The sequence below is a fragment of the Chelatococcus sp. KU-N122 genome (genome assembly GCF_055391085.1).
The window spans coordinates 5,089,980-5,113,460 of record NZ_AP043981.1 but is presented as its reverse complement, the minus strand read 5'-3'; the positions used below and the strand labels follow the sequence as shown (position 1 = coordinate 5,113,460).

Annotated in this window: 16 protein-coding genes; 6 read left to right on the top strand and 10 right to left on the bottom strand. The window is 62.6% G+C overall.

From position 1 onward, the window contains the following. Positions 1-26: 26 nt before the first annotated feature. Both ACZ5PO_RS23055 and ACZ5PO_RS23050 read left to right on the top strand, forming a co-directional pair. A complete protein-coding gene (locus ACZ5PO_RS23055) occupies positions 27-917 on the top strand; it encodes a cyclase family protein (RefSeq protein ID WP_464184185.1) in 891 nt (296 codons plus the stop codon). A gap of 194 nt (positions 918-1,111) precedes the next feature. Then, entirely contained in the window at positions 1,112-1,648 is a 537-nt protein-coding gene (locus tag ACZ5PO_RS23050) for a carboxymuconolactone decarboxylase family protein (RefSeq protein WP_464184184.1), read from the top strand. 170 nt (positions 1,649-1,818) lie between these two features. Here ACZ5PO_RS23050 and ACZ5PO_RS23045 read toward each other — a convergent pair whose 3' ends face one another. After that, complete coding sequence (locus tag ACZ5PO_RS23045) at positions 1,819-2,610, bottom strand: Crp/Fnr family transcriptional regulator (RefSeq protein WP_464184183.1); 792 nt, start codon at positions 2,608-2,610, stop codon at positions 1,819-1,821. A gap of 2,807 nt (positions 2,611-5,417) precedes the next feature. Between ACZ5PO_RS23045 and ACZ5PO_RS23040 the strand changes: the two genes are divergently transcribed. The 4 genes from ACZ5PO_RS23040 (at position 5,418) to ACZ5PO_RS23025 (ending at position 10,184) form a co-directional block, all read left to right on the top strand. Further along, positions 5,418-6,017, top strand: a complete 600-nt coding sequence (locus tag ACZ5PO_RS23040) for a DUF1643 domain-containing protein (protein ID WP_464184182.1) — start codon at positions 5,418-5,420, stop codon at positions 6,015-6,017. Positions 6,018-6,346: 329 nt separating this feature from the next. Continuing rightward, positions 6,347-7,354 (top strand): glycosyltransferase family 61 protein, encoded by a 1,008-nt coding sequence (locus tag ACZ5PO_RS23035; RefSeq protein WP_464184181.1) that lies wholly within the window; start codon positions 6,347-6,349, stop codon positions 7,352-7,354. Between the two features lie 59 nt (positions 7,355-7,413). Further along, positions 7,414-8,247: a class I SAM-dependent methyltransferase gene (locus tag ACZ5PO_RS23030; RefSeq protein ID WP_464184180.1), complete on the top strand. Its 834-nt coding sequence runs from the start codon at positions 7,414-7,416 to the stop codon at positions 8,245-8,247. Between the two features lie 449 nt (positions 8,248-8,696). Further along, positions 8,697-10,184: a hypothetical protein gene (locus ACZ5PO_RS23025; RefSeq protein ID WP_464184179.1), complete on the top strand. Its 1,488-nt coding sequence runs from the start codon at positions 8,697-8,699 to the stop codon at positions 10,182-10,184. Between the two features lie 97 nt (positions 10,185-10,281). On the opposite strand, the gene ACZ5PO_RS23020 is transcribed toward ACZ5PO_RS23025, so the two are convergent. From ACZ5PO_RS23020 to ACZ5PO_RS22980, 9 genes are all read right to left on the bottom strand, one after another. Next, positions 10,282-10,932 (bottom strand): class I SAM-dependent methyltransferase, encoded by a 651-nt coding sequence (locus ACZ5PO_RS23020; RefSeq protein ID WP_464184178.1) that lies wholly within the window; start codon positions 10,930-10,932, stop codon positions 10,282-10,284. Between the two features lie 462 nt (positions 10,933-11,394). Next, a complete protein-coding gene (locus ACZ5PO_RS23015) occupies positions 11,395-15,924 on the bottom strand; it encodes a glycosyltransferase family protein (protein WP_464184177.1) in 4,530 nt (1,509 codons plus the stop codon). Between the two features lie 647 nt (positions 15,925-16,571). Beyond that, a complete protein-coding gene (locus tag ACZ5PO_RS23010; protein ID WP_464184176.1) occupies positions 16,572-17,309 on the bottom strand; it encodes a class I SAM-dependent methyltransferase in 738 nt (245 codons plus the stop codon). Positions 17,310-17,439: 130 nt separating this feature from the next. Continuing rightward, positions 17,440-18,372 carry a glucose-1-phosphate thymidylyltransferase RfbA gene (gene rfbA, locus ACZ5PO_RS23005; protein ID WP_464184175.1) on the bottom strand — a complete coding sequence of 311 codons (933 nt, stop codon included), beginning with the start codon at positions 18,370-18,372 and terminating at the stop codon, positions 17,440-17,442. Positions 18,373-18,415: 43 nt separating this feature from the next. Continuing rightward, entirely contained in the window at positions 18,416-19,309 is an 894-nt protein-coding gene (gene rfbD, locus ACZ5PO_RS23000; RefSeq protein WP_464184174.1) for a dTDP-4-dehydrorhamnose reductase, read from the bottom strand. Between the two features lie 17 nt (positions 19,310-19,326). Beyond that, positions 19,327-19,884, bottom strand: coding sequence for a dTDP-4-dehydrorhamnose 3,5-epimerase (gene rfbC, locus ACZ5PO_RS22995; protein WP_464184172.1), 558 nt, complete (start codon positions 19,882-19,884; stop codon positions 19,327-19,329). 76 nt (positions 19,885-19,960) lie between these two features. Beyond that, positions 19,961-21,022, bottom strand: a complete 1,062-nt coding sequence (gene rfbB, locus ACZ5PO_RS22990; RefSeq protein ID WP_464184171.1) for a dTDP-glucose 4,6-dehydratase — start codon at positions 21,020-21,022, stop codon at positions 19,961-19,963. A gap of 549 nt (positions 21,023-21,571) precedes the next feature. Then, the gene (locus ACZ5PO_RS22985; RefSeq protein ID WP_464184170.1) at positions 21,572-21,934 is read right to left on the bottom strand and encodes a hypothetical protein; all 363 of its coding nucleotides are present in this window, start codon (positions 21,932-21,934) and stop codon (positions 21,572-21,574) included. Between the two features lie 472 nt (positions 21,935-22,406). Next, positions 22,407-23,366 carry a helix-turn-helix transcriptional regulator gene (locus ACZ5PO_RS22980; RefSeq protein ID WP_464184168.1) on the bottom strand — a complete coding sequence of 320 codons (960 nt, stop codon included), beginning with the start codon at positions 23,364-23,366 and terminating at the stop codon, positions 22,407-22,409. Positions 23,367-23,481: the final 115 nt, after the last annotated feature.

Genomic DNA, 23,481 nt, shown 5'->3' with positions numbered 1-23,481 from the left:
ATCCTGTCCATCCCGGGAGTAGCCACATGCGAATCGTCGACCTGTCCCATCTGATGAACGTGCACACGCCGGGCTGGGTCGGCTACGCCGGCAACCAGATGTATTATGCGCAGAACCTGCAGACGAAGATGATCGTCGCCCAGCGCATCGACACCGCCCTTCACGTCGGCACCCACATCGACGGCGCCATGCACGGCACCGACGGCATGGGCGACATGGCCTCCTACCCGCTCGACTTCCTGGTGGGCCCGGGCGCCGTCGTCGACGTGTCGGCGCACATGGACGACTGGGCCGTCATCACCCCCGACATGATCGAAAGCGCCCCGGTCGAGGTGAAGGAGGGCGATATCCTCATCCTCCACACCGGCTGGCACCGCTTCTGGGAAGGCCAGCCGCAGCAGGACCTGGTGCGCTACTTCTGCATGCATCCGGGCGGCGGCATCGCGCTGCTCGAATGGATGATCGCCAAGAAGATCAAGTGGTTCGGCATCGACTGCGGCTCCGGCGACCACTCCATGAACACCTCGATCCGCCACATGCGGCCGGACCTCGCCAAGCGCTTCGAGGCGAAGGTGGGCAAGACCTGCGAGGAGTTCTTCGGAGAATACAACTACACGCACAAGAAGTCGGGCCGCAAGGTCAGCGAGAACATCTTCCCGTTCCACTCCTATGCCTTCCAGGAGGGCCTGATTCACGCCGAGAACGTCGGCGGCGACATCGAGAAGATGCTCAACCAGCGGGCTGTGATCGGGGCGTTCCCCTGGCGCTACGAGGGCCTGGAGGCCTGCCCCTGCCGCATCGTCTGCTTCCAGGGCATGGACGAGCAGGTGGAAGCCGTCGGCGACGTCGCCAAGGCCATCCTCGGCCCCCGGCGCATCGCCTCCGGCGTGACCACCGGCGGCCCCGACGGACGCTGACATCGGCGCATCATCCATACGGCCTATTGCGTCCCGATCAGATGAGCGCATCCGGTCGGGACACGCACTGAGCCGAAATCCGCAGACCGGAACACAGTTTCGGTCTGCGGATTTCAGCTAAGACATTTGGACGCTGCCGAATTTCGGGGGCCGCCCGTTGGGCAGGCTCAGAAATTCTGCTTAGGAGCATAACCATGCAGATCGGGGCCCGCTCCATCGCCGACATGACGGACGCGCAACGGCGCGTCCACGACGCCATCGCCTCCGGGCCGCGGGGCGGCGTGCCGCTGCCGTTCCTGGCCATGCTCGATGCGCCGCACCTCGCCGACGCGGTGCAGGCGGTCGGCGCCGCCATCCGCTTCTCGGGCGCCATGCCTGCCGACGTGCGCGAGCTCGCCATCCTGGCGACCGCCGGTGCCTTCGGCTCGGGCTATGAGTGGGACTACCATCTCCCCATCGCGCGCGACGCCGGGGTCGGAGAAACGGCCATCGCCATGGCCGCCGGACGATCGGGCTCTGACGGCGTGTCGCCGCGCGATGCGGCCATCGTCCAGCTCTGCCGTGCCGCCGTGCTCAATCGCCGCGTCGAGCGGGACCGCCTGGCCGAGCTCGTGCGCCTCACCGACAGGCAGGTGGCGAGCGAGGTGGTGGCGATCAGCGGCTACTACCAGCTGTTGGCCCTGTTCCTGAGCGCGGGCGAACTGGACCACCCGGTCGCCCACGAGCGGTAGCCGGGCTCGACAACGGCCGACCCGCCGATCCCGTCAGAGCCCGGCCGATCGCGACGTGCTCTCTAGCATTTCGCCATTGGATGGACCCATCCAATGGCGAAATGCTCATAGTCTTTTGAATCTGGAGCGCTTTTTCGCGATTGGGTGAGTCCACCCAACCGCAAAGCGCTCTAGCCGGGCTCTCCCTTGACCGGCCGCCGGCCTGGGCGCTTCGCGTCACGCTTGCCGTCTGCTCCGCCCATTACCCGAGCGTAGTTCAGCTTCAGTGACTTGTAGCAGCTGCACGCCGCCTCCTCCAAGGCGCCGCGATCGTGAACGGTGATCCGCCCGCGAACATAGGAGATGATGCCCTCCTGCGCGAACTCGCCTGCTGCCACGGAAATCGTCTGCCGGCGGACGCCGAGCAGCTCGGCCAGCGACTCCTGCTTCAGCACGAACGACGACGTTCCGACGGACTCCTGCGCCGTCAGCAGCCATCGCGCGTAGCGCTGCTCGATCGAGTGCACGCGATGGCAGGCGCTGTTCTGCGCGATCTGAGCCATCAGCGCCACCACGTAGCGCATCATGGTCGCGCGAAGGACGGGACAGCTGTCGAGCACCACCCGCAGCGCCGCCGCCCTGATCCGGACCCCCCGTCCGGAGATCTGCATGACGGTCGCGTCCGTCAGCTGTTCCTCGCCCAATATGAGCAGAGCGCCGATCATGCCTTCCGGCCCGATCGTCGCGATCTCGACGGCAGGCCCGTCCGACGGCTCGCGCAGGATGGACGCCATGCCCGCATGCAGGAAATGGACGTACTCGATCGGCGCGTGCGCCTTTTGCAGGATCGATTGCGCCTGAATATCGACCGGCTCGGCATGCTGCTCGAGCACGATCAACTCGTTCGTGGGGAGGCTTGCAAGTATCAGATTGGGCGTGAAGTCCGACGCCCCGCTCATTACGCCGCGCCTGGCCTTCCGCATGCTTCCCATCGTCGGGTTGACCACCCAGGGAAACGCCCGCGGCTGCCGCGAAGAGTTTGTCCGGTTCTCGGGATCCACTTTGCTTGACGACATCGATCGTTACGTCCGCAGTTTGCCGACGCCCCCGCGGACCTGCAGGGCGGCCGACTGACTATGCCCCGAATGCGCTGCCCTTGGTTGACTGAGGGCAACGCCCGGCTTCGAGAAGCGCGTTCCAGCCGCAAGGGAGGCGCCGTCGATCCGCCCGGCGGACTCCGCCCTGCGGCCCAGATGAGCGCCCCTCACCGGCCGGTGGCGGTGTGCAAACACCTCTAGCGCCCGGAATCCGCCGGGCATGCCCCGGTAGCCGCATCGAGAGCCGCGCGCTCCTCGAACGACGCGCCCCATTCCCGCGAATGGCGCAAACCTGCACGCGCCACGTCCCGTTCATTGAGGACAAGAGTCGGAGCAAGTATTTCCGAGCCCTCGACGGCAGCTAGACTAGGCAACGAAGCGCCGCAATCCCTGCCCGCAAATCTCATGATTGAATATACTTCCCTCGCGCAACCACGGCCGAACTCAACCGCACAATCTCTCTATCCCGATCATACACTTATACAGGAGCCGGCGCACGAAGCAAATCGGCTGTTCTGTGTCCGATTTCAGACATATACTTCACCGCAGGCGGCTCGAGCGACTCGCTATATGCCCGCCATCGTACACAATAATCGACATAGGAACGCCACCAACAACCGCAGTTCCGTCGGCATCACCGACTATCCGATAAAGTATGTACCCATAATTTTAACCGCTACCAATAACATAAATTGAAAATAGATGCGGATAACATCTCAATTAACGACATTATTCTTGCTGAATCTCATCGTTTAAACATACAACTTGTAATTTATGATAAAAACTAATTATTTTATGACAAATTTTTACACTATAATTATTCAGATATCCATGGAAAATCGCCCATGGATTTGGATCGAACGGCGATACGAAGGGACGTTTCCCACCTCAAGGGCCACCCCTCAATCACGAAAATGTGAATGACAATCCGTCGATTTGCCAGCGTTATACAACCCCAGCCTGTAGCCAGATCCACCCAACTTGACCAAGTGTTGCGCCTGAAGGGGAACACAGGCCAACGACGCTAGGCACCCGACCGAGCAACAATATTTGTAGCTTGAGCAACAAATATTGTTGCTGTTCTTAAACTACGTGATCGGATAAGGCTAACGCGAAGGTGCCGCCGAAAAAACAACCAGCGCTGTTCCGTTATCTAGGAGGAACGATGCGAAAACTTGGTCTCTCCCCGCATCAAATGAAGCTGATCGAGCGGTTTATCGCCAAGCCCAATTCCAGTTCGAGCTTGGAAGCGCTTCGCCCCATCGTGCGAGAGTGGTTCTTTTCTCGGGGAATGATCGACCCCCGATCGGCCTCCGAAACATCCCAGCAACGCCCATCCTGCAAGCCCGCTGCTAGGCCGCCGTCCGACACCTCGCTTCCTCAGCGCCGGGCGAAGCACCTCCCCGCGGCACCGGTCTCAAGACGGGCTACGGCCCTCGCCGGCCATGACCGGTCGTCGAACGGCTTGGTGACGAACGGCTTGGCGACCAACGGCTTGGCGACGGCATCCGACGGTGCCCCGACCGCCGTGACGACGCGCGGCGGAACCGGAGCAGCGGACCGGCAGCGCGGCCGGGACAGTTTGCCCGGACAAGCATTTGGCACCGTGGGATGCGGAGGCCCCGCAACCGAAACGACGGCGGCCTCCCGTGCCCCCGAACCCGATACCGGCCACCTCGCTGCGGACGCCGCCGCAACACAGGCGCTGCGCCCCCGCCACGGCCGCATCCGGCTTTCGCGCTAGTGTGGTGGATTGAAAGTCCTGCCGCCTCACGGCAATGCAGCTTTCGGGACCTTCAAATCCATCCGGCACCACGAGAACGACGGCGTAGGTCGCATCAATCGAAAACCCGGCGCTCACTGCCCCGGGGCGATATAGGTCGCGGATTCGTCGCACGCCCCCCCTGCAACGCAACGAGCTGCCTCGGGCACCTCGACCTGCCCTGACCCGCCTCGGGACGGGGCCGCCTGTCGCCCCGGCCCGACGACGATTGCTACCTCGGCATGGATATCCTGGATTCCATGCACCAGGCCGCACGGGGCTCCAGCCGCTCGACGAGCCGACAGGAGAGATCCGGCAGCCCATGCCTCACCCCGCTTCCGATGCCGTTGACGCCCGAGGTTCACTATGTCAGCACGACGACATATTGCGTCGCCAGGATGACAAGAAGGACCGCTGATCGAGGGGCAAGAAGCAGCAGGAAGGAGCAATCGACGATGCGGATGTGAGCAATAGATCCATGCCAACCGCTCATGCTTTTTCTGAACCTTCCGCAGCTTCCCGATGAACCACAAACTATTCGTCGTGAAGAAACTAGATCTTCCCACCGGTTCTGATGTGGAACGTTGGGCATCAACTCTGCTTTTGGCGCGGCTTACGCTGCGGCCCGTGCCAGCCCATCGACGTCGCGATTGACGGGCACTCGACGCAAGAGCGTCGCCAACCCGATCGTCCGGCGCCGGCTCGCCCTCTCGCAAGTGCGAACTGCGTTGACGGCTCTGGCCTCATATGTCAATAAGAGGACATATAGAGGCGTTGCACGCTGTCACCAATCGACAGCGCGGAAGGGCTAGGGGGATCCGGAGTGGCGCTCTGCTATCAACATGGATCGACGTCGTGCACGAAACGGCCCGCTCGAGGCGGTCGGCGCCCGCTGAACAAGGCGGCAAGCGGCCTCCAGGAGTAACCGGCGATGATGCAGAGGGCCAGGAGCGCGGCGACCGCAGCTCCGCACATCTCTCGATCCGGGCAGCGTGCTTGGCGCGCCGATTGCTCGCCATGCGGCAACTATCGCTGGACGCTGACCCGCATGTGGGACATCGGCGACCATGTTTGCTTTTGTGGCCTCCACCCCTCCTTTGCCGACGGCGACGACGACCGCTTGATCTCGCAGTTCGCCCGCCTGGCTCGGGCATGGGGCTATTCCGGTTTCACCGCCGTAAACCTCTACCCGCTCCGCTCCCTCACCAGCGCGCAATGCCGCGCCTGGGTGGCCCGGCAGGCGCGCGCGCCAATGGCGTTCGGGCGCGATCCAATCCAGGCCAACCTCGCCGTCATCACCCGCGAAGCACGAGCTGCCGCGCTGTTCGTCGCGTGCTGGGGTGAGCAAGCCTGGCACGACGCTTGGATGAACCAAGTCCTCGACCAGGTCCAAGCGACCGGCCCAACGGCCCAGGACGTATACTGCTTCGGACTAACCACGAGCAATGCCCCCGCTGACCTTCCGAGCACAGGCTTGCCGGTGGACGGCGACGACACCAAGCCACTGCTGTGGCGCGCGGCCTATCGTTAGCGACACCGCGCGGCCGCTTGCCGCAAGCCCCTCGCCGCACGGTGCAAATAGCCATCATCGCGAGCGACGGAGGAAGCTGAGGAGCTCCAGGGTGACACAGACCGACATAGCGGCAGCATCGAACTCCGGCCGGCTGTCGCCGTCGGCCCGGTGCGCCATCAGCGTCCGTCGCCGCCGCAACGGCGGCTCGGCCGTGCTCCATATGGGGGACACGGACCAACTTGTGAGACGTGGCTGATCATGCCTGCTTTCGACAGCGTGATGAGCCTCCGTTCGGGCCGCCCGCACCAGCTCAAGCAGGGACTATTCTGATTTCCCGGAGGGCAATCTTGAGCAGTCCGACATACGAGCCCAGCATCACCGTGCTCAAGGATGCGTTCTATCCCGGCTTCACCTTATTCAAGCCAGGCGACGTATGCTCGCTGGAACATCCCCGCCGCCAAGAGGAGCACGTGCGCCTCTTCACTGGCGCCATCTACGACTCGGCTGGAGTGCTGTGCGCGGCGTCTGATCGGGTCGGCGGCGTGTCGGGCGATCGGCTCCTCTCGATCAGCCCGCAGTTCGAGTTTCCGGCGCCGAACGCAGCGAGGATGAGCGGCAGAACCGCCTTCCTCGGCCATTTCATGGCCCACTACGGCCACTTCATCACAGAAAACCTCTCGCGGTGCTGGGCGCTCGAGGAAATCGGCGCCTGCCGCAACTTTGTCGCGTTTCCGTCCGTATTTTCAGATCGACTGCTTGAAACACATCTGTATCTCTACCGCGCGGTCCTGGGTTTTACTCCGGACGTTCAGGTACTCCGCAGCCCGACCGTCTTCGACGAAATACTCGTTCCGTCGCAGGCTTGGCGCATCAACCAGGCGGCGATGGGCTCGACCCAAAAGGTCTACGAGCGCGTGCGCAACAGCATGACCGCCGGCCGCCCTCACCGCCGGATCTTTCTGTCGCGGTCGGGCGGCTTGCAGCAAAGATTTCAGGATCCGTCCGTCGTCGAAGCGGCGTTTCGAGCGGAGGGCTTCGACATCGTATACCCCGAATCCTTGCCGATCGAGGTCCAGCTGCGCATGTACAAGGAAACCTGCTTCATGGCCGGCTTTTCTGGATCGGCGCTGCACAATATCGTTTTTTGCGAACCGGGCACGCGTTTGCTCGAGGTGGGCGATGAGCGGACCCCCGTCAACTTCCCGCCGATGCAAGCTGCCGCGAATGCGCTCGCGTCCGCCGTGTGCGCGCGAGTCACACTCGCACAAGTCGCCTCGTCAAGCCTTTCTAGGGAGGACATCTTCAGAAATATATCGATCGCAATAAAGGCGCTGGCCTCAGACACCACCCAATAGGGCCGCGTGGCGGCAGAACGTGTTCGGCGGGCAAAACGTCCTCGAGCAAGGAGAAGCACATGCCTGTGAATTCGAAGCCGACCTTCCCCGAATACAAGAAGCTCCGAGAGCATGCGGGGGAGCCCTACGAAGGGGTGCTGAAACGAATCCATGCGCTCGTCGCACCGCAACGATACCTTGAAGTCGGCGTGAACGAGGGGCGGTCGCTGGCATTAGCCACGTGCGCGTCGGTCGGCGTGGATCCGGCGTTTCGTCTGACGACAGACGTCGTCGGCAACAAGCCGATGCTCGCCCTCGTTCAAGCAACAAGCGATGATTTCTTTCTGAACTCCGACGTCCAAGCGCTGTTAAAAGGCCCGCCCGACCTCATCTTTCTGGATGGGCTGCACCACGCCGAAGTCCTGCTACGCGACTTCGTCAACTCCGAGGCGGTCGCTGCCGCCGGCAGTCTGATCGTCATGCACGATTGCCTGCCGACGGACGTCTTCATGGCCCGCCGGGATCAGTTCGACGCTGATTTGAGAAGCAAAACGCCCACGCCCGCCGCTTGGAGCGGCGACGTCTGGAAGACCGCGGAGGCCATACGGCGGTACAGGCCCGACCTGACAATGATAAGCCTGGATGCTCCACCCACCGGCTTGCTCATCATTACCAACCTGAATCCGGTATCCGATGTGCTCTCCAGCCGTTATGACGAAATCATCCGCTCGTTCGAGAGCCGCAAGACGACGAACGATTCCCTGATCGAATTTCTGAACACAATGAACATCGCCTCCACCGATCAGCTGGACTCCCTGGTGTCGCGGGCTAAGAAAGTCGGGGAGCGCAGCCACAGCCGGGTGAAACTCGATCCGGCCAGTTCATCCGCGAGCGCCTTGCGTTCCCACATGTAGCCGTCGTCATGCCGGGGGCGCCACTCTGGCCCGCCGCGTGTTGCTGGCCATATGAAAGGCCTCCGGGCCGTCGATGCCGACGTCACAGCCGGCACGACGCAGGAACCGACGCCGCAAGCCCGGGCCGCCGGGCTTGCGGCTGATGCCCGATATCGAGACCGCGGCCGAACGCTTGCTTCGGCCGGGGGCGGTTCATGGCTCGGGCCTCGATCTTCCGTCTGGCGCAATGGCACCGGGCCGCGAGCGGGCCAGACGGATGAAGCCATCGGTGTGCATGGACGAGCAGACCAGGCCTCCGCGGGTAGCACAAAGCGCGGACCGCCGCGCCGCATCGGTGTCGTCAGCGCGGGACCGGCTCACGGATGTGCCGCAAGTCGAACGCCAAACGCCTTACCTGGCGTGTCGGAGATCGGGCAGCTGAATGGCGCCGGCGGACGGGAGCGGTATGAATGTCAAGACAAGCGAAGCGCTTCATTGGGCCTCCATTCGCCGCCGCGCTGGCGCTCATGCTGGCCGTGACCGTCTCTCTCTCAGGCAAGTCTGCTGCCCTGGCCAAGCCCTCCGGGCAAGGCCTGAATGGTTCCTATACGACGAGCCCGACGAGCCCGCGGGTCCTTTTCGCTGAAGCGGATCTATCCGACATAGCAAGTCGAACACGCAATGCAGGCAGCTTCTCCGGCCTTCAATTTGCGCGCCTTTCAGATCAAGTGAAAAGGGACCTCGCTGCGTCCCCGCGCTGGCTCAGCACCTACGCAGGATGCGATATCAGGGTCTATCTGCTCGCATTCTCATACGAGGCGAACACCGACGTTATGACGCCGCTGCAACTCAACGCGGCGGTCGGCCTCAAGGACAACGATGCACCACCGCGCGGCGCGGCCCACGTCGCGGCGAGAGCTGCATTGTATGCGGCGTTGACGAAGGCGGGCGCGCCGCTCCCGCCCGGGGCACCCGACCCCCGTGCCGCGGCTGAACTTGCAAGACGTATTCTCCTGGCCTGGGCGAAGAACGGCTTCAAGGATACATCCGGGCGCCGGCTCACTCATGCGTCCCAGTTCTGCATAGACGGGCAGGTTTCCGCCGTCAGCAAGAGCCAGGTTGGACTTCAGATTTCGCGGGGCGTCGTCTATTCCGCCATGGCGCAAGACCTGATTTCGTACTTTGGCGGGTTGAGCGACGCAGACGCAAACGAGCTTAATACCTTCCATCGCGCAATGTACGAACTAATTCGAAACGCGATGAACTACCGATTCACCACACATAGAGACTATGACTGCAACTACTACAGCAATCACGTCGCCAGTCAGTTGGCCGGCCTTCTAGCCGTCGCGCGCCTTCTCGACGACAAGGCTCTGTTCGATGGAGCTCTTTTCGGCGGCCCCGGTTCAAATGTCACCCTTCCCTGGATGCGATACTTTGATCGCGCCATATATGGCGCGCAGGAACAGCTCAACAGTTGCTATCCGAACACAGGTCAGGACGGATCGAGCAGCCGGCCCTTCTTCCAATTGAATTCAGTCATTCCAGGGGAAATCGACGACCGCTATCGAAATTCGACGCCAGCACAAGCCATTGGCTATGCGATGGAAACGCTGATCTGGCTTTACAGGATGGCGGAAATCATGCGACTTTCCGGCTATGACGCCTATCGGTATCAAGGCCACTTTGGCCAGTCCATCGCGTTGGCGACCAATTTCTACCTTTGCTTCGCAAGAACGGCTGGCTTTGGCGCCGACGTGACCGCCGCATTATCGGGAAGCTGCCCAGGCTTTGCGCAGTATGACGGCAAAATAGTGAACGGCGTCGAGGACGTGGTGCCGATCTGGCTCTACAGAGTTGCAGACGATAACGTCCGAGACGAGCTCGAGGTGCGAGCCAAGGCGGTTTTGGCCAAACGCACACCTGATCCTCTGCTTTTCGGCCGCTGGCTCGACTAGAGTGGGATGGTTTATCTGCGAACCATCATCCCGCTCCAAGTCTTTGTGTTGAGCATGATCTTGCCCAAAGCCGGCGGTCACTTTCTTGGATCACCCGCTAATGACCGCTGCGGACATGGCGCGTAAACTCGCGCTCCGCGGCCTCAGAGAACTCGCCATTGGGACGAGATGTCGCGCTCTTCGTGCCCTCGACGATCCAGGTGGAGGGAATTCCTTTTGTCACCTTGTACCCGCCGTGCTCCTCGAGCCCACGGAACACCTGCGTCTCGCTCTGACCGTAGTCAAAAAAGGTGACATCGTCGAACCCGGCCGACGACAAGGCCCACTCGAGCGTCGGCGCTGACCAGATAAACTTATGGCCCCAGCCATGGAAGGCGCGGTTGACCGCGAAACTCTGCGCGATCATGCTTATCTTATCTTTCTCTGATGGGTTAAAATGCGTCGCCATCACCCATTCGAGCGCGGGCGTTGAAAGACGTATCTTTCCGCCCGTGACAAGCGCCGAATGCGCATGCGTTAGAAATGCAACCGCCTGTTGAGCATCGAGATGTTCTATGAAATGCTCACCATAAACATACCGGACATCTGAAAGATCTGTCCATGGCTCCGTTATATCGCAAACATGGTCAACCCCGGGAAAGGGCCTTATATCAACATTATACCAATCCGGCTTTAATGTATGCGGGCCGCAGCCCACGTGGACCCTCTTCTTTAGCTCGGCCACCGGCGGCCTGACGAGACTGCTCATCACCCCATCCTTCCCTCGTGCCGCTCCCATCGTCCTGGGGGCAGCGACGCTGCTTTAGCCTCAGCCGCAGACGATGCTTCGGCGGTAGACCTCATCGACCCGCCGCAGGCCTCAACCGGCCCTGAGCCGCCCGCCAACCGATGGTCTCATCTGATTGGCGGAGGCGTTTCAAGCCTTTGGATCGAGACCGCCCCCCGCCGATCGGATCGTTCCACCCGATCGGCCTGCGCTCCGGGTCCGCTCGCTCATCACGAGCGATCGAAGCCGCGCGCCAGCAATCGTGGCAGTTGTTCCCCTCGCACCGGAATACGCGGTCCGGGCCGTGCAGGAGTTCGCCGCCCCGCCCACGACGCGTTGCTCACTCCGGCTTTGCCAATCCCCCCTCGGCCACCGAGCGCCCTCCCCCCGACGGTCACTGGCACGCGTCGCGCAGCGGAAGGACGCTCGTACCTGCCGCTCGCCTTAAGCCGCGGCCCTTGCCTTGCGGCTTTCCCACTCCTTGAACCAGCCGACGATGACCTGTGCGCGTCGATCGAACGTGTGCTCCCTGAGCACATTTTCGGCGGCATCTCTCAAAACACCGCGCCTCGCCCGCACATCCGCAGCCTTCTGCGCCGCCGCGGAGAACGAGCCGAAATCGTCGAACGTCACGACAGCCTCCCCAAACAGCTCGTCCATCCCATCGACGCGATCCGACAGCAGCGGTGTCCCACACGCCACGACGTCGAACGCTCGGTTGGATATGAACCCCCACGACCTCATACTTGCCCAATGATCGTTAACGACGAACTCAGCCGCGCGATAATAGTCGCCGACCTCGGCGTTATCGATGTAGTCTGTGAGAACATATGACGCCGGTATAAAGTCTCTCCAGCCGGCACCAACCACGTTGAGGTCGACGCCGGCGCGGATTGAAAATTTGACGCCGCTGCGATAGATGTTTCGCGTGTTGCCGACGAACAAAGGCTTGGTCGGACGGTTCTTCAGATCCCGCTCGGCTATATTGAACCTCGACGAGTCCGTACACTGCAGCAGCGTTCGAGCAGGAATGCCCAATAGGTTGAGGTGCTCCCTGTGCTTCTCGGATGCCGTCGCAACGACGTCGTAGGTTTCGCACTCCGCCCCCGACACCATATCCGGATGGCTAATGATCCAGAGGATGTTGAAATGGTAGGGTTTGGTCTTATAGGCAGACAGCCCTCGCAGCACGATCACGCAGTCGTCGCCGTAGGCATCATCCGAGTCCCATTTGTCGAGGCAGTCGATGCGCACCGTATGACCGAGCCGAGCAAGCGACTTCTTGAGTGACAGCGCAAAGTGAAAGTCGCCCCACTCATGGGCGACGGACTGGTTAGGGGCGCCTATCTTGATGGCAAAGCGCCGCTGAGCGCCCACCTCGTCCCTGATAACGTCCATCAACTGCCGCGCTCGCACGTCGTACGTATGGTGCGATAAAATCTCCCGCCGGAGCTCGGCCGTCTTCCGCCTCAGAACGTCCGCGTTGCCGAGGTATGTATTCAGGAGGTCGTGGAGCTCGTGAGAACTGCGGTAGACCGGCAGCCGGCCTCCGAACTCGTCCTCAGAGCCCTTCTCTCCATTCGTCAGCACCAGACACCCGGCCGCCAATGCATCGTATACACGGCTGTTAACCGATCCCCATGCCTTGGTCACCGCATTGGCATCGTCCAATACGATTTTACTGCTGTTGTAGACACTGGGCATTTCCGCATAGGAACGTAGACCCTGCGTATAGCCCTTCCAGTTTTCGACCTGCTCCCAACCAGCACCGAATACGCGAAAGCTCCCAGAAAAAGCATCCGGGTGAAACATGTAAGATATATCTCGCGGATGTCCCCAGAAATTCCCGGTGAACACGACATCATATAACTTTCCAGCGTTGTCGCGAGGAAAAAATCTGTGTGGGTTGGTCGCTATATTCAACTTGAAGACGGGCTTATCGAGCTTCTCGCGGAGATAGTTCACCGCTTCGGACCCTGACGCGACGAGCAGGCTATAGTCTTTAGTACAATCTCCCTCGGCCCATTTGTCGAACCAGTTTCTCGCCCAGCCGATCGTGATGAGCGACGCCTTCCTATTCGTAAGCTTGTCGAGATTATACTCGTGCCGCATAGCGATAAGAACGTCTACGTTGAGCACGTCATACCAATTCTTCTTCTCTTCGAGAAATATGACCTTCGCGCCCCAGAGCCGCTGGATGGCATCGCCGAGCTCCGCAGCTGTAAAGAAATCGCCAGCGGCGGTATTGTTGCTGGCCTCGGTCACAGCGAACGCGACCACGATGGGCCGGCCCATCCAGAACTTTCCGCGCTCCAGAACATCAGTCAATAAATCGCGCCGGACCCGATAGGCAAAATTGGTCTCCAGCCGCGCCCGGTTCCGGCGCATATTGGAGCCGGCCCATTTTCCCGATTTCTTGCGGCTATAGCCACGATAGTGAAAAGCGCGCGACCCATTGGCGCAGACCACGCGCTTCTTCAAATCGAGGATAACCTTCAGGCAAAGGTCGACGTCCTCGTAGCCGTAGTTATACTCCTCATCAAACCCGTCTACAGCTTTAAAGTCACCGCGCCTCATCGCCAGGAATGCGCCTGTTACGCTTGGGACATCCGCATCGCCAAAGTATGAGCGCAGCACGGAGGAGTCGAATCGTGTCTCGACTGGATGAATCGCGCGGTCCTTCAGGGAGAAATTGAAGTGGATCCCCAACGTTTGCACGGTCGGTGGAATCAACTCGCAGTCGTCGGCGGGACTATCCAGGAGCTGGATTCCGACACATCCGACGGCTTCGTCGCCGAGCGCCCTCTCGACGGAATCCAGGACCGGCTGGCACCAGAAGATATCATTGTTGAGGAAAACCAGTATGCGTCCCTTAGCTTGCAGGGCTGCATAGTTATTCGATTCAGAGAACGAAAAATTCCGCTTCCTGTCGATAAATCGAACGTTTAGAAATTCGTACTTTTGGCAGATTTCATAGCTATCGTCCGACGATCCGTGATCGACAATAATAATCTCGAACTTCCTGTTCTGCTCGTGCGCGTGCAGCGTCTCAAAGAATTGGACGAGGACCTTCGCGCCGTTGAGATTTAGCACGATGAGCGAGAAGATGACATCCTCTGCCATCTTGACGGCCGGCACACGGCCCGAGCTCACCAACCCACGATCAAGGCCCAGAGCAACGTGCTCGGGGAGCATTTGGATCGCCTTGGCTCCTCCGCTCAGAATGTCGCCGCGTCGAACCGCTACGCAGATCTTGCGCCAGGCCGTCAATCCAAACTGCGGAAGAACTTCAAAGCTGAAGGCGTGGTAACCTGTCGTTCCAAATTTCTTGGCGAGGTCGGCGCGGAACCGATCCGTCCTGGCGGTCGCTACGAGCTGGTTGTCGATCAGAAGGTCCAGAATGACCGGTTCCTCGGGATTATCGGGGTCATAAGCCCAGCCACGAACCTCCGAAGAGGTTATCATGTCGATATGTCCGTGCGCCCGGGAGACCGCGCCAGCGAGGATTTCGAAGGCGTCGGGCGCAGAGGCCTCGCTCGGACGTATTTCGCCTTCCGCGGGGAGCAGGATACATGCGGACGGCGCGAACATCGATAGTTTCGATCGGTCGAGCGGGATTATTGTCCCCGCGATGCGAATCTCCAGCTTTTCAATTCCGAAGCCGCCGCGAACCGGGCTTGGAAGGACGGTGTCAAAGCTGTGGTTTCCCATGCCGACGCGGGCCTGCTTCAGGTCGGGCCTGCTCTTGTTCGCCAGCACGCTCGACGTCAGCATCCCGTCATAGAAGATATCGATCTTGACAGGCGTGAACTCACGCATCCGGTCGTGAACCCACCCTGCCACACGCAGCTTGTCTTCAGCGAACTCATATCTCTCAAACAGTCCACGGAAGCGCGCGCGATAGTCGACCACGACCTGGCACGTTGCGGCGCCGCATTTAAGCTGAAGCTTTCGCGTAAAGGAATCCCCTGGCGGTTCAGGCAACTGAAAGAAAAATCCGGACTGGATTCGCCCCGACTTCTTCAGCTCGGCGGGCACGGGCTTGTCCACGGCTGTCCGCGAGGCAATCGATCCGTCCACCAGCAGCGTCACGTTCTTTCTGTCACTGTCGCTGCAGCCCTCGATGGCGCCGACGAGGGTAAATTGCGGCGTTATCATAAGCTGAATCTCTCCGCCAGATGCATTGCTGCTGACCTGGAGAGGATAATACGTACCGGGCTCGCCGCGCTGGACGCGATCCATCTTCTTCTTCTCACCGACAATGCTTGCGGGTTGCTCGGGAACAACGTACTCACGACGACCGACGGTGGCCGCGGGGGGCAGGACGTCGGCGGCGCTGGCTTCGCCGGACATGCCATTTGAGGTATCGACCGGCGCGGCGAGGTCCCCCAGGGTCGCGGCGAGACCATTGCTCTCACCGTTCGGGCGACGGGCCGGGTCCTTCGCGCTTCCGTCCCGCTTGGCCACGAGTATGGACGTTGCGTCGTCTCGCTGGGACGAGGAGAGCTCACGACCGCCTGGCAAGCCCTCCGACGTGAGCCGTGGGCCGCGCTCCTTTGCGGCCAAGGTTGAAACATACTCCTCACGGGCCGCCATGAATTGAGTGAAATTGCGGTGACTAGCGCCGCGCGCCTGAAGTAACGATATAAATTCGTCGTCCTGGATGAGATTTGTCAGAAGTGCACGCCATGAGGTCAAGCTTCCGGTATCGGACGAGAATCCATTAGATACCGGAGAGCTGATCCTGATCCAGTTGGCTATGTCATCTGTTATCTTCAGCGACTGCGTTTCGTGGGGGAGAGGCGTTCGCTCCTTCAGGGGCCCCAACACCTTCTTGATAAACTCGTCCGCGAGCACGATCCCCACCAGGGCGTCCTCGGTCGTTTTCAGGGAGAGATCGGAAGACGCCTTGGCGGATGGCTGCCGGCCAAGCAGTACGTTAACGAGAATGCGCGCTTCATCAGATTTAAGCATGCCTAAGAGGCCCCACTCTCAGTTGCTAGGAGCATAGGTTGCGCTTTGGCAGTCTCTCTATTAGATCTGCGGCCGTCGAGCAGGGCGGATGTTGCGAAGTCTCGAGTTGTGCCTGCTCGTGAGACCGGTCGATCGTTATGCCCGTGCCAACCTCACAGTCCCTGCGGCGACAGCGCGTGCGATGACCGATTTGACCGGCCTCGTCGCTTAACCGTCCTTATGTCCTCCTATTGACATATCTGGTATCGACGGTCAATCGGCGAGTCACGATCGACGCAACCAATAAGTGCCGGCGGCTGCGCTTACAACGCCACAGTCCACGGGCTGCCGACAGGAGAGCGGCGACGTCCGGCACAGGCGACGCGGAACCGCGCGCCATGGGCGCGTGAGGGGCGCGAAGCTGAGCTCGCGCAGGATGTTACAGGTTGCTGGCTTGCGATTGGCGCGGGCCGGGCGCTCGCGGCCGCTGGCCAAGTCATGGGCAACTGGAGGCGGCGCATGGAGGCGCTGGTCAGGGCGTCGGTGCGGGTCAGCGAGAGACGTAGCCCGACGCAGGTCGTCCGGGCGTGCGTCCGCGCAGCTCGCGCGACGGCCCGGCGCTGCGAGCTCCTTACTGTTGCGGGCGCCGGCGGCCTAGACACGTAAACTCAAGCAAATTTCTTGATGAAGAGCGTGTCCTGGTACGATCGTCCGGAGCGTCCGCACCACACGCCGTAGTTGATTTCGGCAGTGAACAGGCCGAGCTGTGCGAGTTGGTCGGCCAGCCACGGCTCATCGTAGGAAATTGCATGCAGGGGTTGATTGGCGTCGTACGTGCTGCAATGATCGGACAGCTTGACGCCCATCGGATATTTCGAAACCCCGCGACGCTCGCACTCGCTCTGTGCGGAATTCAGCAGGAAGAACGTCGCGTACAACAAGGACTGCCCGTCCATCACCCTTGCGATCTCGCGCAGGTATGCGAGCAGATCGGCCTCGTACATGTGCGTAAAGACGCTCAAGACGAGGATCAGGCTTGGCGGCCGGTCGATGTCGAGCTTGAAGGCGCTGGCATCTCCCGATGCCGATGCGTTGTACCGATCGTTCTTGATGTCCAGGCTTTTAAAGTTGAAACGTTGCGCTCGAGGCGTGAAGTTATCGGATAACCAACGTATGTGCGCCGGCAGAATATCCAGACCGAGGTAGTGACCGGTGAAGCCGCGGCTCAGGAGCGCATATGCAAGCCGCCCATAGCCGCAGCCGATATCAAGGACGGCGCCCGATTTATCCCATTTTCCGTCGGCGATCTTGAGGAGAGATTCTCCATTCTGGATGGCGCTGGCCTGGTCTTCACCCATGAAGTTCGAGAGATTGGACGGTGGCCACGGGGGCAATTGTGCGTTCATGATCGGGCCTTTCGCGGAGCAGGCGACGGCTGGAGCGCGATGATTTATCTTCGGATCATCATCCCGCTCTAAATCTTTGCTTCGAGTATGATCTTACCCAGAAGCCGGTGTCCGCTTTTGGGATCATGCTCTAGAGGGCGGCGAGCCTCGCTTCAAGCATCGGGGACGTCGGTCTGTCGCCTCTCAGGGACGTGTTCGCCGGTGGGGCTGCGATGCCGAGCAGATACTGGCCGTAGGTGCTCTTGCCGAGGGCGGTGCCGAGGGCGATGAGCTCCTCGCGCGAGATCCAGCCGGCATCGTAGGCCACCTCCTCGGGACAGGCGACGCGGAAGCCCTGGCGCTTCTCCAGCGCCCGCACGAACTCGCCGGCCTCCAGCAGGCTGTCGGGCGTGCCGGTGTCGAGCCAGGCGAAGCCCCGGCCGAGCAGCTCGACGTCGACCGCGCCGCGCTCCAGATAGACGCGGTTGACGTCGGTGATCTCCAGCTCGCCGCGCGCCGACGGCTTCAGCCGGGCGGCGATGTCCACCACCTGCGCGTCGTAGAAGTACAGCCCCGTCACCGCCCAGCTCGAGCGCGGCTTGGCCGGCTTCTCCTCCAGCGAGATCGCCTTGCCGTCGGCGAACTCCACCACCCCGTAGCGCTCGGGGTCGTTGACCCGGTAGGCGAACAGCGTCGCCCCGCCGCTGCGCGTCGCCGCGCTCTTGAGCACGTCCGTCAGGCCGTGGCCGTAGAACAGGTTGTCGCCCAGGATCAGCGCCGAGGGCTCGCCGTTCACGAAGTCGGCGCCGATGAGGTAGGCCTGGGCCAGCCCCTCCGGCCGCGGCTGCTCGGCATAGCTCAGCTTGATCCCCCAGCGCGCGCCGTCGCCGAGCAGCTCGCGGAAGCGCGGCAGGTCGTGCGGCGTCGAGATGATCAGGATGTCGCGGATGCCCGCCAGCATCAGCGTCGACAGCGGATAATAGATCATCGGTTTGTCGTAGACCGGCAGCAGCTGCTTGGAGATGACGCTGGTCATCGGATGCAGCCGGGTGCCGCTGCCACCCGCGAGAATGATCCCCTTCATGTGCTCCTCATCTATGCGCGCGGGCTTCGCGGCCTGCTGCGTCTCAGCCGGCCTCGGCCATCAGACGCACGACGACCGCGGGCACGGGGGCGTGCCAGTCGGGCAGCGCCACGCCGTGGGCCGCCGCCAGCTTGGCGCCATCCAGGCGTGAATAGGCCGGCCGCCGGGCCGGCGTCGGGAACTCGGCCGTGGTGATGCGCTTGACCTGGGCGGTGGGACCGCCCACCGCCCGCGACGCGGCGAAGATGGCCTCGGCGAAGTCGGCCCACGAGGCGCGGCCGCCGGCGCTCATGTGGAAGACGCCGCGCAACGCGTCCTCGGCCGGCCGCGTCACCAGCTGCCCGGCCACCGCCAGGATGCCGTCGGCGATGTCGAGTGCGGAGGTCGGTGCGCCGATCTGGTCGTCCACCACCGACACCTCGTCCCGCGTCGCCGCCAGGCGCAGCATGGTCTTGACGAAGTTCTTGCCGAACGGGCTATACACCCAGGCGGTGCGCAGCACGACGCTGTTCGGGTTCGCCGTCCGAACCGCCCGCTCGCCGGCGAGCTTGGAGCGGCCGTAGGCCGACACCGGCCCGGTCGCATCGTCCTCGCCATAGGGGCGCTCGGACGTGCCATCGAAGACGTAGTCGGTGGAGATCTGGATCACCGGCAGGCCGCGCCGCGCCGCGACCGCCGCCACGGCGCCAGCACCGGCACCGTTGACCGCCTCCGCCAGCTCCGGCTCGCTCTCCGCCTGGTCGACGGCGGTGTAGGCCGCCGCATTGACGATCACGTCCGCCGCCACGCCATCGAGCGCCGCCGCGACCGTCGCGGGCTGCGCCAGGTCGAGCCTCGGCCGGCCGACGGTGATGATCTCCACGTCGGCCAGGGGCCTAGCCCGCTCGACGAGCGAGCGCACCACCTGACCCTCGGTGCCGGTGACGAGAATACGCATGCCGCCTGCCCCGCCGCTCAGGCGAAGTAGGGCGGCAGCTCGGCAAAGCGCGGCTGCGCCGCGTCCTTGGCCGAGAGCAGCGCCGCCTCGCCGGCCACCGGCCGGGCGATGCCCAGCTCCGGATCGTCCCAGCGCACGCCGTGGTCGTGCTCGCCCGAATAGTAGCCGGTCACCTTGTAGACCACCTCGGTGTCCGGCTCGAGCGTGCAGAAGCCGTGGGCGAACCCCACCGGCACCCACAGCTGCCGCCAGTTCGCCGCCGACAGCTCCACCGCCACATGCCGGCCATAGGTCGGCGACGAGCGCCGGAGGTCGACGGCCACGTCGAGCACGGCGCCACGCACCACCCGCACCAGCTTGTCCTGCGCGAACGGCGCCGACTGGAAATGCAGCCCCCGCACCGTTCCCACCGGCCCCGACAGCGAATGGTTGTCCTGCACGAAGCTGCCGGCAATCCCGCCCTCGGCGAAGTCGCGCAGGTTGAAGGTCTCGCTGAAGAAGCCGCGATGGTCGCCGTGGCGCTTCGGGGTCACGATCTTGACGTCCGCGATGGCCGTCGCCTCAATGCTTACCATCAGCTCCTCTCCATACGGCGCTATCGCAGTTGCCGGGGGCCGCTCAGCCCGATGCGGGGCCGGCGCCGGCGTTCGCTCAGACGGCGATGCCCAGGCGCTCGCCCCGGTAGGTGCCGGAGCGCACCCGCTCCCACCAGGTGCGGTTGTCGAGATACCACTGCACCGTCTTGCGCAGGCCCGTCTCGAAGGTCTCGGCCGGCCGCCAGCCGAGCTCGCGCTCGATCTTGCCGGCGTCGATGGCATAGCGCAGGTCGTGGCCGGGCCGATCGGTCACGTAGGTGATCAGCCCCGCCCGGCTCTCGTTGCTGCGGTCCGGCGCCAGCTCATCCAGCAGCCCGCAGATCGCCGTCACCACGTCGATGTTGCGGCGCTCGTTGCAGCCGCCGATGTTGTAGCTCTCGCCCAGCCGCCCGCGCTCGGCCACCAGGATCAGCGCATCGGCGTGGTCGTCGACGAACAGCCAGTCGCGCACGTTCTCGCCCTTGCCGTAGACCGGCAGCGGCTTGCCCTCGATGCCGTTGAGGATCATCAGCGGGATCAGCTTCTCGGGGAAGTGATACGGCCCGTAGTTGTTGGAGCAGTTGGTGACCACCGTCGGCAGGCCGTAGGTGTGGTGCCAGGCCCGCACGAAGTGGTCGGAGGCCGCCTTCGACGCCGAATAGGGCGAGTTGGGCTGGTAGGGCCAGTCCTCGTGGAACAGCCCGTCGGCCCCCAGCGTGCCGTAGACCTCGTCGGTCGACACGTGGTGGAAGCGGAAGCCGTCGCGCTTGGCCCCGACCAGCGTGCGCCAGTAGTCCAGCGCCGCCTGCAAGAGGGTGAAGGTGCCGACGACGTTGGTCTCGACGAAGGCCGCCGGGCCGTCGATGGAGCGGTCGACGTGGCTCTCCGCCGCCAGGTGTATGACCACGTCGGGCTTGAAGCGCTCCAGCGCCGCCCGCATGGCGGCCGCATCACAGATGTCGGCCTTGAGGAACTCGTAGCGCGGCTGGTCCGCCACCGGCTTCAGCGAATCCAGGTTGCCGGCGTAGGTCAGCTTGTCGACGACGAGAACATGGTGAGCGGTGGCGCCAAGCAGCCGCCGCACCACCGCCGACCCGATGAAGCCGGCCCCGCCCGTCACCAGAAATCGCTTCGACATCATGCGCGCACCCAACTAGCCGAACGGTCAACACCCCACAGCACAGTCGTCTCTTTGCTTGGCTAACCAAAACAGAATAGCTCTATCTGAGTCAGTCAACGTATCGCTCGAATCCACTTAGAATTCGGTTGGTCATCTTACGAATACATCGCGTTATGCTTCTCGAGATTCTCTTATTCGTTGACGGCGACCACGGCTTTCCAACCTTCTTCCGCTACCGCATGTGGCCGAGCCAGATACCGCCGATTTGGCGCCGGGCGCCATCCTCAGGCGGCATCTCGCATCTGCGAGATCTCTCATCGATCATAAGATGGTGTATGTCAATAGGCGGACATATGCGTCGGGAAGCGAAATCTGCGAATGCCGCGGCTTGACGATGCGGCCGGGCCGGCCGATGTCGGTCTAAAGCTGATATCGGTCTAAAGCTGTTGTCCGAGAATGGGTTTACCGACCCGAATTCATGAAAGAACTATGACAACGCTGGCGTACGGCTCACCTGGCGGAATCTTGGGGGATTTGAAACCGCAGCAGAGGTTCGTTCCGTATGATTCAATCTGCTAGAGCAGAGTGCGGCCTCGCCGGCAGGGTGTCGACGATCGTGGCCGCGATGGCCTCAGCCGCATCGGCATCAACCTTGACCGCAATCTCTGCCTCGCCCTCGAGGCCGAAGGTCAGCATCACGCGGCCGTCGCTGACGGCGCCGATCTCACAGGACATGACCGGCAAGCTCGGATCGGCGCCTGTCCGCTGTGCCATCGCAGACCACAGGCGGAGCGACAGATTGATCAGACATCTGATTTCGGCAGCGGGCAGCGAAATCTGTGTTGTACCATTAGACCCAAAGAAGTCGACTATCATTCTCGACCCGTCGGGCGAGATTGAACCCGCTTCGACCTCATCGAACACATTCATCGCTCGTCTCGGACTAGAATCGCTTCACTGTTCCTGACGGCCACCGACCTTCAGGCTGCGCATGAGCACGGCAATACCGACGTGTTGACACCGACACGCTGCCGCCGACGTAGGCGCCGCGCCACATAACGCACAAGCAGGAAGAAAATCGCATTCGGTCGATCTCGTCAATTCGCTCAGCAACGGCGGCATCCCGGCGGAAATTTTATCGGTATTTGGCAAATCAGCGCCACCGCCAATCATCAACCTGCTGCTGCTCTACATTGCGACGAGCCGCGGCGCGTCTGCACGGCAGAGCAGCGACATCGGGTGCGATAGCCATGGTTGGGTGCTCGCCGTACCGCGCCTGGGTGGATACCCAAGAGCATATGCCTGTCATTTGACATACGGCCAGCCGTCGGTCAACGAGACTTTAGAGCTGCGAAACTGCTTCGGTGACGATCGGAGCCTGGGCTCGTGAGCCCCACCTAGTTCACCCCCGCCCGCTGTAGCGGCTGGGGGCCACGCCCTTGGCGGCGGTGAAGACCTTGCTGAAGTGGCTGAGGCTGTCGAAGCCGACGGCGAGCGCAGCCTCGGTCACCGTCGCGCCGGCCTCCAGCATCATCGCGGCGGCGTCGAGGCGGACCTGGCGCAGATAGGCGTGGACCGAGTTGCCGACGACGGCGCGGAACCCCTCCTTGAGCTTGCGCTCGTTCAGCCCCACCTCGCGCGCCAGCTTGGCGATCGACCAGTCGAGGCCGAACTGCCCCTCGATGATCTCCCTGGCGCGCTCGACGCGCTCGCGATCGCCGCGCCGAATGACCGCGCGCTTGGCCGCCGTCTGGCCGAGCGTCTGCACGAGGATGCTCAGGCAGTGGATCGCCTTGCTGTAGAGGAACAGGTTGCGTGACAGGCCGTCCGGCAGCGCGCAGCCGGCGATGTCGCGGGCGGCCTGAAGCAACGAGACGGGCGCCGCGAAGCCCACGAGAAACACCTCCTGGTCGGGGCGGCTGTGCTCGCTCAGCAGGTCGCCGCCCAGACGCGCCAGCGGTGCGCCGCCGGCCTTGAGCAGAAAGCGCCGCTCGAAGCGCAGGTCCATCATGTGGATGCGCTGGCCGCCGGGAATGGTATTGAGGCCCCCGGCCTCCCGCCCGCTGGTGAACAGCACGCCCATGGCGGGCACGATCGCGAGAGGCGCCGCACCATCCACGGAGAGCGTGCCGCGCCCGTCGAAGAAAACGCTGAGCGAAAACGTCGCCGGGCCGCGCGGCCGAAACGTCAGGTCGCAGGGCGTCACCGTGTCGACGACGAAGATGGTGACATCCTCCTCGGGGCGATCGATACGCGTGTGCTCGGCCCAGCCCAGAGCGGCGATCTCATGGTCGACCGCCTCCCGCCAGGTGGCCGCCCGGAATCCCGATCCGCCATCGCCGGGTTGTTGAGCGCGAAGCACACCAGTCTCCAAATCGGGCATCCCCCGCAGCAAGTGTCCCGCTTGCGTCAATAGCAGTCCCGAAAACGTTAGACAACGTTGACGAACCGCCAGAGGACATAGGCAAGATTCCAGT